General features: G+C 39.2%; 13 protein-coding genes, 1 pseudogene and 1 riboswitch. Of the genes and pseudogenes, 7 read left to right on the forward strand and 7 right to left on the reverse strand.

Features of this window, described 5'->3' with window-relative positions; all coding sequences use genetic code 11:
* The first annotated feature begins 224 nt into the window (after nucleotides 1-224).
* Nucleotides 225-1,358 (forward strand): S-layer homology domain-containing protein, encoded by a 1,134-nt coding sequence (locus OCV99_RS17785; RefSeq protein WP_158372345.1) that lies wholly within the window; start codon nucleotides 225-227, stop codon nucleotides 1,356-1,358.
* 127 nt (nucleotides 1,359-1,485) lie between these two features.
* Nucleotides 1,486-1,591: riboswitch (glycine riboswitch) on the forward strand.
* Nucleotides 1,592-1,878: 287 nt separating this feature from the next.
* Here OCV99_RS17785 and OCV99_RS18500 read toward each other — a convergent pair.
* The 4 genes from OCV99_RS18500 to OCV99_RS17805 form a co-directional block, all read right to left on the reverse strand.
* Nucleotides 1,879-2,385, reverse strand: a complete 507-nt coding sequence (locus tag OCV99_RS18500) for a cysteine-rich KTR domain-containing protein (protein WP_465245508.1) — start codon at nucleotides 2,383-2,385, stop codon at nucleotides 1,879-1,881.
* A gap of 105 nt (nucleotides 2,386-2,490) precedes the next feature.
* On the reverse strand, nucleotides 2,491-2,721 hold the full coding sequence (locus tag OCV99_RS18455) for a DUF6485 family protein (protein WP_158372349.1): 231 nt from the start codon (nucleotides 2,719-2,721) through the stop codon (nucleotides 2,491-2,493).
* Nucleotides 2,722-2,742: 21 nt separating this feature from the next.
* Nucleotides 2,743-3,153 (reverse strand): GlcG/HbpS family heme-binding protein, encoded by a 411-nt coding sequence (locus OCV99_RS17800; protein WP_158372351.1) that lies wholly within the window; start codon nucleotides 3,151-3,153, stop codon nucleotides 2,743-2,745.
* A gap of 106 nt (nucleotides 3,154-3,259) precedes the next feature.
* Complete coding sequence (locus tag OCV99_RS17805) at nucleotides 3,260-4,159, reverse strand: helix-turn-helix domain-containing protein (RefSeq protein ID WP_158372353.1); 900 nt, start codon at nucleotides 4,157-4,159, stop codon at nucleotides 3,260-3,262.
* A gap of 222 nt (nucleotides 4,160-4,381) precedes the next feature.
* Between OCV99_RS17805 and OCV99_RS17810 the strand changes: the two genes are divergently transcribed.
* The 5 genes and pseudogenes from OCV99_RS17810 to OCV99_RS18315 all read left to right on the forward strand — a co-directional run.
* Nucleotides 4,382-4,615, forward strand: coding sequence for a hypothetical protein (locus tag OCV99_RS17810; protein ID WP_262576016.1), 234 nt, complete (start codon nucleotides 4,382-4,384; stop codon nucleotides 4,613-4,615).
* A 51-nt stretch (nucleotides 4,616-4,666) separates the two neighbouring features.
* Nucleotides 4,667-4,795, forward strand: coding sequence for a hypothetical protein (locus tag OCV99_RS17815; RefSeq protein WP_331490792.1), 129 nt, complete (start codon nucleotides 4,667-4,669; stop codon nucleotides 4,793-4,795).
* Between the two features lie 490 nt (nucleotides 4,796-5,285).
* Nucleotides 5,286-5,504 (forward strand): NAD(P)H-dependent oxidoreductase, encoded by a 219-nt coding sequence (locus OCV99_RS17820; protein ID WP_158372355.1) that lies wholly within the window; start codon nucleotides 5,286-5,288, stop codon nucleotides 5,502-5,504.
* Between the two features lie 90 nt (nucleotides 5,505-5,594).
* The gene (locus tag OCV99_RS17825) at nucleotides 5,595-6,278 is read left to right on the forward strand and encodes a RibD family protein (RefSeq protein WP_158372357.1); all 684 of its coding nucleotides are present in this window, start codon (nucleotides 5,595-5,597) and stop codon (nucleotides 6,276-6,278) included.
* A 41-nt stretch (nucleotides 6,279-6,319) separates the two neighbouring features.
* Nucleotides 6,320-6,451, forward strand: a pseudogene (locus OCV99_RS18315) (aldo/keto reductase); the annotation flags it as partial.
* 72 nt (nucleotides 6,452-6,523) lie between these two features.
* Here the strand turns inward: OCV99_RS18315 and OCV99_RS17835 are convergent.
* The gene (locus tag OCV99_RS17835; protein WP_158372359.1) at nucleotides 6,524-7,363 is read right to left on the reverse strand and encodes a LysR family transcriptional regulator; all 840 of its coding nucleotides are present in this window, start codon (nucleotides 7,361-7,363) and stop codon (nucleotides 6,524-6,526) included.
* A 148-nt stretch (nucleotides 7,364-7,511) separates the two neighbouring features.
* Between OCV99_RS17835 and OCV99_RS17840 the strand changes: the two genes are divergently transcribed.
* A complete protein-coding gene (locus OCV99_RS17840; RefSeq protein WP_158372361.1) occupies nucleotides 7,512-8,351 on the forward strand; it encodes an aldo/keto reductase in 840 nt (279 codons plus the stop codon).
* 279 nt (nucleotides 8,352-8,630) lie between these two features.
* Here OCV99_RS17840 and OCV99_RS18160 read toward each other — a convergent pair whose 3' ends face one another.
* Both OCV99_RS18160 and OCV99_RS17850 read right to left on the reverse strand, forming a co-directional pair.
* The gene (locus tag OCV99_RS18160) at nucleotides 8,631-8,957 is read right to left on the reverse strand and encodes a LysR family transcriptional regulator substrate-binding protein (RefSeq protein WP_331490794.1); all 327 of its coding nucleotides are present in this window, start codon (nucleotides 8,955-8,957) and stop codon (nucleotides 8,631-8,633) included.
* 101 nt (nucleotides 8,958-9,058) lie between these two features.
* Nucleotides 9,059-9,202: a hypothetical protein gene (locus OCV99_RS17850; RefSeq protein ID WP_227193402.1), complete on the reverse strand. Its 144-nt coding sequence runs from the start codon at nucleotides 9,200-9,202 to the stop codon at nucleotides 9,059-9,061.
* Nucleotides 9,203-9,294 lie beyond the last annotated feature (92 nt).

Raw genomic sequence — 9,294 nt, forward strand, 5'->3', positions numbered from 1 at the left:
GTATTGTTCTTGAATGATAGTAAGTAAATAGAGTATAATGTTATCCATAAGCAATGATTTACCTTTCGTATTTTGTTTTTGTGGCGATTACATTATATACGAAAAAAGGGGGGGGCATTGCTTTTTTATTTGCAAAAGTGATGAATGCCTTGAAAATATAAGGTTTTAAAGAAAAATAGGACTGTAAAACTTTACAGTACCTTCTATAGTGAAGGGGGATTTTTATGAAAAGAAAAATTGGACTGCTGTTTGTTATAATGGCGTGGAGTTTTTCTGTTATTGCTGTCTCGGCGGCAAGTTATGCAGACGTAAACGAAGGTGACTGGTATGAGCCATATGTGCAGGATGTGTCAGAAAAAGGATTGATGACCGGGTATGAGAATGGCTATTTCGGACCGGCTGATGAGCTTACCAGAGGACAGTTTGCAACGATCATCTGGAGAATGGAAGGTGCGCAGGCTGTTGTATATGACGGAAAATATCCTGATGTGTCGGCAGGAGATTTCTATGCACAGGCAGCTAAATGGGCGGGAGACAACGGAATTATCACAGGCTATGACAGCGGTTATTTTGGCGGGAATGACAGTATTACCCGTGAGCAGGTAGCGACGATTCTTTCGCGATATGCGAATAAGACGGGAAAAGAAGTGACAAAAGGAAATATTTATGAATTTCCGGATGGAAATTCAGTATCTGCTTTTGCAAAAGACGGTGTGGCGGACGCAATTGGCAGCGGATGGATTATGGGGGACAATGGACTGATCAATCCGCAGGGAAAGGTAAACAGAGCGGTAGCGGCAACTATGATTTCAAGATATGCAGCAGGTTCTGAGATGAGTAATCCTTCTGAGCCGGAAACTCCTTCCGAACCGGAGGCGGGAAGCCGCCTGAATCCGTTGTCTGCTTATGATGCGTATACGACGGATATATACAGCTACGGAGTATATTTGGGAAAATTTGAGATACAGCTTCTGGACTATAAGGACGGACAGGAAGCGTGGGAATATGTTTCTCAAAATGAATACAATAGTGTGCCGGGAGAATCGCAGGAATATATCTATGTGAAATATAAGATCACTTATCTGTCAGGAAGAGACGAAGTTGAGGCAACAGATGTTATAAATTATTATTCAGGGTTTTTTAATAGCGAAGCCAACTATCAATTGGATAATATAGACTGGGCTTATGACTTTGAGGATGTGGACGGCATGGTCAATGTATCGCTCTATCCGGGCGGAAGTGCCACCTGCTCTGCTGCTATTTTAGTAAAGACCGGAAATACTCCGATTACTTATCGGCTTGAAACCGGAAAGTCAGATTTCAACAGAACATTTACCTGGTTTACAACGAAAAAATAACAAATAAAAGTGAGTAATTATTGAAATTATTTATATATTTATAGAATAAATATTGACAGAATCCAAAAGATTGCCAGAATATTTGATTCCAAAGTATAATGAATAAGAATTAAAGAGAGACAATCGGTTGATGAATTTGAGAGAGACTTTTGTATGGAATAAGCAAAAGCGCCGAAGGGGCAAGGGTCAAGGAATACTTGAAACTCTCAGGCAAAAGGAATCGAATTCGGACGGCACTCTGGAGAAATGCGACAGGGAAAGAGAAATATCCGTTATGGATTTTTCTGTTTCCCTGTTTTTTATAATATAGGAAAGTTCTTCCTTTCCTATATTATAAAACGCTCCGCGGGATGCGCACGATGTTGTTGTCCAGCAAATTAAATGATGCTTCAATCGTCACATTATATTAAGCTGTTTCGAGAGGGTGTGTGGATCTTGAGCAGATTATTAACGGCTGATTATGCAAATTATCTTTTGCTGAAAATCCCCCATGCAAATTAATTTCATGAGGGATTTTAAATCAACCGAGTTCGCAGTCATTAATGGCTTGCATTACGGCATCAGTATTGATGATATTTAAGTTGCTGCTGTTGCCGATCAACAAGCTTGCGTTGCACAGTTTGTTGATGATACGGGGAGTTCCGTCAGCGGCATTTAATACTGCTTCTATGGCGGCATCTTCAAAGACAGTTTGTGTGCAGCCAGCGCCTTTCAGCTTTGCGTGTATGTAGGCGCGCCCTTCTTCTTTTGTCATGCCATCAAGGTTATAATTCATGACAATGCGTTGGCGTAGCGGCTCATGAATGCCCAGACGCAGGGAATTGTTGAGGGACGGAAGTCCTGCAAGGAGAATGACTGCCCTGTCTCTGGAATCCATATGTAAATTTTCTACATTGATTAAAGTTTCTTGCTTACATTTAGGGCAAAACAACGGAAATTTTTTCATTTCCGTATCAAATCGTATTTTAATACGGGTTTTATTTTTACATATAGGACAATACACCCATTGGATTTCGATTTCATACACCTCCTTGAATTTCATCTAAGTAGAAATAGGAATTTACTCCTTTCGATAAAGTAACAGAAAATGAGCCGCCAGTTGTCAGGCGGCCCAAATGCTATATTATATACCTTAATCTGATATTTTTGTTTTTGCCTTATTACCGCTGATTATTTCCGCAAAATCTTTGAATGAATCGCCCGTTCTCTCTTCCGCATTTTCTATAAGATTAAAAAAGCAGTTCGGTATTTCTTTCTGATGTAAATTTTTACTAATACACGGAGCGCATCCTTTATTATGCTTTGTCGGGTGTAATGGACAATTTAAATTTTTACAGGTACAAAATTTACTGATATTTTCCATGATTTTCTTATTTTTGCTCTATCAACAGGATAATTCATCGAATACAGACACTACATATTCTGCTATTTGACAATCCTGTTCTTCTGTTCCTCCTCCAACACCAATTCCACCTGCAATTTTCCCATTTACGAACAACGGATAACCTCCTGCAACAAGAGTGATTCGAGGGTCGTTTGTTTGAATTGCCATGAGCGCAGCCCCCTCTGCGGCAGCCGCTGCAACATCTTTTGTTTTACATTGCGTAACAGCGGATGTATACGCTTTTCCAGGTACAAGCGTAATGCTCAGCACCAATGCTTCTCCATATCTTCGATACACTCTCGGCAAACCATTTTCATCGCTTATCGCAAAGCTAATGTCTATACCGAGTTCCTTACTCTTTTCTTTTGCGGCAGCACACAACTTATCACATATTTCATCTGTTAAAATCATTTAAAAAACCTCCGTACTAATATTACGAAAAACTCTTTTTTCGTATCACGGATAGTATATCAGTAAGTTGTTCAATCACGCTTGCCTGTTTCTACAAAAAAATTGCTTATTTCTCCAAATGCTTTTTAATGTTCAAAATATCCTCTTTGGGTGCGGAACTAAAGATTTTACGATAATCTCGAATAAATTGTGATACACTTTCATATCCAACTTCAATAGATGCTTCTGTTACGTTCATATTATCATCCAACATTAACCGTCGTGCTTCTGTACAGCGCAGTCGTTTTTGACATTGTAAAGGTCCCATTCCTACAGCGCTCTTAAATTTTTGGTGAAATAAGGATACGCTCATATTTCTTTGCCCTGCCAAATTCTCTACGGTAAAAGAATCTCGGAAGTTTTCTTTAATCCAACTATTAGCTTCATATATTTCGTTTGCCTGTTGAATATTTACGATACTTTGTATAAATTGTTTACCACAAGAACCGCAAAGAACGTAATAAATAATCTCTTGCAAAATATTTTTTCGCATAAATTCCGATGGAATTACTCTATGTATTCCAGAAAGCAGTTTATAAACAGTTTCTATTACTGCTTCATCTGATATAACCATTTTTGATTTTTCCAGTTGCTCATTTATTATCTTTTCTATCAAATCGTTATCTAAGTTTAAAATAGTTGTTATAACATCATTTACTGTAATCTCAATAGAAAGTGCTAAAAAATCCTGCTGTTCTGAAAAGTTTAAAACTGTTCCCATTAATGGAGTATCTATTTGAGATACCGAATATTGTCCCGCCATATAGTCCATAATTCCCGATGGAGTATGAAGCCTAAGCATTCCGTCAATCACAATATATAAATATGGATTTTCAACCAATGGCATTTGTATTTTTTCTTCTGTAAACCGGTAAACTGTTACACCTAAAATACCTGTTGGGTTGCCTCCTTTTTCAAGAGTAAATTTCCTTATTTCTTTTTGCATTGTTTGGATGATTGTTTCCATTTAATATCCACCACACAAGTCTAATTAATTTCAAATATTATAACATGGATATTTAAGCATTTCCATACATGGTAATGCAAATAAAGTGGCTGAAAAATGAAATTTTAAATTCCACCGTCCGCTTATGCGGTGGAATTTACTCTCGCACAGTTGATATTTACTCTTTCATATAAAAGTGGTATTGTTATCTCTCCTTCTGACAGCAGTAGAAGGAGGACAATTATGAGTAAATATATTCTTGGTAATCAAAAACATCTTATTGACATAGTCCAATTACATCAGAAAGCCTATGAGATTTATTTACCATTGGTTGAAGATGTGTGCAGCAGAGGCGTGTCGGAAGATGAATTAGCACATTTGTTTGATTATTTACTGGATTTTGCTTGTGATGAGAAAATACTGGGTTTGTATAAAAGAATGTGTAGAAGGTATTTGTATATATCCTGGTTGTGTTAAGAGTTATATTGAGGCATATCGGGAAATGTGGGAGGATGAAGTAGAAAGGTTATGGCGAAGATTGTTAAGGAAACTATCCATACAAAAGGTATTGATATTGGCATCTATACTACGAATTTTGAAAATGAATTTATTTCATTAACAGATATTGTCGAAATGAGGACGACCCACGATTTGTGATTCAAAACTGGATGCGCAATCGTAACACAATCGAATTTTTAGGCGTTTGGGAAGAATTGCATTGCCTATTTATGATATAGATACTTTTTTATAACTGGTAATACCGTCGAGTGCGTTGTATTGATGTCACGGGTTACGAAATAGCGAACTGAAAAAGTGTAAAAAACAAGGGATTTCCGGGAGTCGGGACTGTTTGGACAACGGTTCCGGCTCTCGGCTTTTTTGCATTTCACATTGAGTTCATTAGGTCCAGTAGGAGCCGCTTCTGCGCATCCATATCATCACCCACCCATATACATCTATTTTGATTCCAAAAACGGTGGTATCCTAATTTGTAAAAACAGATTATTATGGCATATAGATATACCTTTAAGGCATAAAATGGCATGAAAAGTAAGCATTTGTTATGGGCGTTTTTCTGTTTTATACTGTATGTGTATCAAAATATAACGTGGAGATGCCTACTCCATCGTTGGGAGATGAAAATAAAATGAAAATCGTAGTATTAGAAGGAAGTCCCAATAAGGATGGTTCTTCAAATTTATTGGCTACAAAATTTATTCGTGGTGCAAAAGAAGGCGGGCATAGCGTTCAAGTGATTGACGCAGCCCATGAGGATATTCATCCTTGTCCGGTATTTGAATCTGAAAGACGTGGGCATGGTGCTTGGGACAGGATGCGGAACAGTCAATATGACTCGGTGTTCTAAATTTCCCCAACTGGCGTATGAAATGGGAAGAACGCTATTTTAGAGTAACTTTAACAATCGAGAACGAATGAAAAGAAAGGAATGGTTCAAATGAATAAACCGTATATCGTATGCTACATGATGACGTCCGTTGATGGAAGGATTGACTGTGACATGGTCGGGAGACTTGCCGGTGTGGAGGATTACTATCCTCTGCTGGATGAACTGGGACTGCAGTCGGCAATTAGCGGAAAGACAACTGCCAGATTGGAACTGGCTGAACCTGGCGAGTTCATGCCTGAAAATAATTTGCCTTTTGGAAAGGAAACCGTTTCTAAAAAAGCGGCCAGCAGCAATGGTTATACCATCGTTGTAGACACGAAGGGTACCCTGCTTTGGAAACATGACAGCCAATATGAGAAACCACATATCCTTATTACTTCCAAACAGGTTAGCAGGGAATATCTGATCTATCTGGACGAAAAAAATATCTCGTATATCGTGGCAGGTGATGCTGGAATTGATCTGGCCGCTGCCTGTGAAGCGTTGAAGAAAAACTTTGGAATTGAGAAGCTGGGCATTGTGGGCGGCCCTGCAATCAATACGGCATTTCTTGACGAAGGATTGCTGGACGAAGTAATTGTTTTAATCGGAGCCGGAATTGACGGCAGAGCATCGTTTCCCACTGTTTTTCAAAGAGAGGATAAGGGCCAGGCTGAACCGATACCTTTAAAATTGATTGAGGCAAGGACATACGATTCCGGCGCGGTTTTTATTCGCTATAAAACCAGATAACAACCATCAGGCGATAAAACGTATTCAGATGATAGCGGAATATTAAAGAAACAGAGAAAGTGGTGAACCATGCGCTTTCTTTGGGGATAAATTTTTTTGATACGGCCAATGGATATTCTGCCGGAACCAGCGAAGGATACCTGGGCCGGGCATTGAAAAGGAATATTGCCCGTATCGGCAATTCACCGGGAGATTGATGGAACGCTGAATGCCCATGAGACAAGCCGGGAGCATATTTTGATAGCCTATTTTTCCTGGGAGGATAATACGGTTGTAGAGGATGAAACAGGACTGATCAGATGATAGGTAATATTAACTTCCGGGTCGGTCAAAGGAATCAACTTACGTCCCTTCAGAGTCTGATTTGGATCGGCGGCTCTATTGCTGGAAAAGCACAACAATGTGGAGGTTCGTACAAGTTCCTCAAACTCAAATTCGTCTGTTTGTACCAGAAAACGGGATGCGGGCATTTTTTTCTTTACCAGGTCTGTCCAGAAGCCGATTTCATCACGAAGAAGGCAGTTAAAACCGTTGATTTGTGAAAGACTCAAATGGGATTGTTCTGCCAGTGTGTGTTCTTCCGGGATGCAGACGTAGAGCTGCTCCTGGAGATAGGGAATACAGCGGAGATCTTTATGTGGACAGGACTGAGGTAAAATGCCGATATCGGCATTGCCTGAGATAACATTTTGAATGATTTCGTCCATATTTGTTGTCAGTTTTGAGGAAATAATGTTTTCGGGAAATCTGCGTGAAAGCTCAGGCAATAATGACCATAAGGGCACCGGGGCACAGGAATGGATGGTAATCATATGTTGATTGCGTTCAAATGCCTGTACTGCCTGAATTGCTTTTTCGGCTTCGGCAAGCAGTGAGCTGGCCTGTTCTACGGCAACTTTTCCGGTATCGGTTAATTCAATACGGTTTTTCCCCCGGTGGAAGAGTGGAGCACCAAAAGCTTCTTCTACATGATGCATGGTTCTGGTAAGGGTCGGCTGGGAAATGTGAAGTATCTCTGCCGCAGCAGATAATGTACCACATTCTGCATAGGTTATAAATTGATAAAGCTCTGATAAGTCTAACATATAGGTGCTCCTTTTTATTCATAATGTGAATAGTAGGTTTCGGAATTGATATTGTACATATTCATTTTAACAGGATATAATTTAAATGCAAACAGAAAGTAAGAAATTGTAGATTTCGTAAAATGAATATCAAAGGGAGGATAAAACTATGGATTACATTACATTAAATAATGGCGTAAAAATGCCTCAGCTTGGTTATGGAGTTTATCAGACTCCGCCGGAAGAAACGGAACGCTGTGTGCTTACAGCAATTAAAAACGGATACCGCAGCATTGATACCGCCCAGGCATATGGCAATGAAGAAGGTGTAGGTCAGGCGATTGTAAAATGTGGTCTGCCAAGAGAGGAACTTTTCATTACAACAAAAATCTGGGTCAGTAATGCAGGTTATGAAAAAGCAAGAGCTTCGATTGAGGAATCGTTAAAAAAGCTGAAAACAGATTATGTGGATCTGCTTTTAATCCATCAGCCATTTGGTGATTATTACGGAACTTACCGTGCAATGGAGGAAGCTTACAAAGCGGGCAAGGCACGTGCAATCGGAGTTTCAAACTTCTATCCGGACCGTTATATTGACATTGCTCATTTTGCAGAAGTTGTTCCGGCAGTAAATCAGGTGGAAACACATGTATTCCAGCAGCAGAAAGAGGCACGTAAGTATCTTTCCAAATATAATACACAGATTATGAGCTGGGGACCGTTTGCAGAGGGAAAAAATGATTTCTTCAATACTCCGGTACTGAAAGAAATCGGAGCAAAATATGGAAAGAGTGCAGCTCAGGTGGCGCTTCGCTTCCTGCTTCAGAATGGAGTAGTTGTTATCCCGAAATCTACTCACGAAGAAAGAATGCAGGAAAACTTCAATGTGTTTGATTTTTCACTGACTGATGAGGAAATGAAACAGATTGAAGCGCTTGATACAGGAAAAAGCTTATTCTTTTCCCATTATTCACCGGAAACCGTGGAATGGTTTATGAGTATTGTATAGGAAATATTCATCCAATTGCTCCGGTGCGTATTAGAGTTTTAGGGCGAAATCAGACATAATTTTTTATAAATGAGATATATTTTTCCACGCAGTCAGTTACATACTTTCCTTTTTTCCATACAAGACCGATTTCCTGAGTAATAGACGGAACAATGGGAATACCGATCAGGCCGGGTAAATTTTTCAGAAGAGATGCATAGAGAAAGCCTCCGCCCAAATGATCGTGAATAAAATTTTGGATGGTATATAACTGGCTTGCGTGCATAATAACATGTGGTTTTATTCCACTTTTAACATTTCAATAGAAACTTCTTTTTCATTTGCCAGATGATGACCGGGAGATACACAAAATACAATACGGTCAGAGAGTATCTGGTGAGAATTCAGCTTATCTATTTCATAAAAATTCATATTCACAAGTGCAAGATCCAGAGTTTCTTCCATGACCAGTCTGGCGGCCCGTATAGAGCCATATTCATATAGTTCAACCGGAACAGAAGTTATAAGCATATCCGGAAAGAACATTGTACTCAGAAGCGGAGGAATCCCGATGCGGATTGGAATCGCCTGTCTGCCAAGATCATAAAACTCTGAAGAGGTTTGGATATATAATTATTCGTAAATAGACAAATCATTGGCTGCTTTTTATAATAAAGCCGTAACAGAAAGTAAGTAATGACGGCCGTTATATTACTTTAAGGTGTACACTAACGCGTCAAAGGATATCCATAACGGAATTTCCGGTATATTTTCCAGATGATGATAGCGGGGAGGCTGATTAAAATATAAAGGGAAGTAATAATTCCCACAGCGCCGCCGATAATCATTAAAAGAATCATAACAAAGTTCATATATTGTCCACTCCTCGTATAATAAGTTTGTAAGCAAGAAAACAGCTTGCAGACTTATTCTTTTTTGATTAGACAGAAGGATAATTCTAAAC

Source organism: Dorea acetigenes (assembly GCF_025567385.1).
Taxonomy (GTDB): domain Bacteria; phylum Bacillota; class Clostridia; order Lachnospirales; family Lachnospiraceae; genus Claveliimonas; species Claveliimonas acetigenes.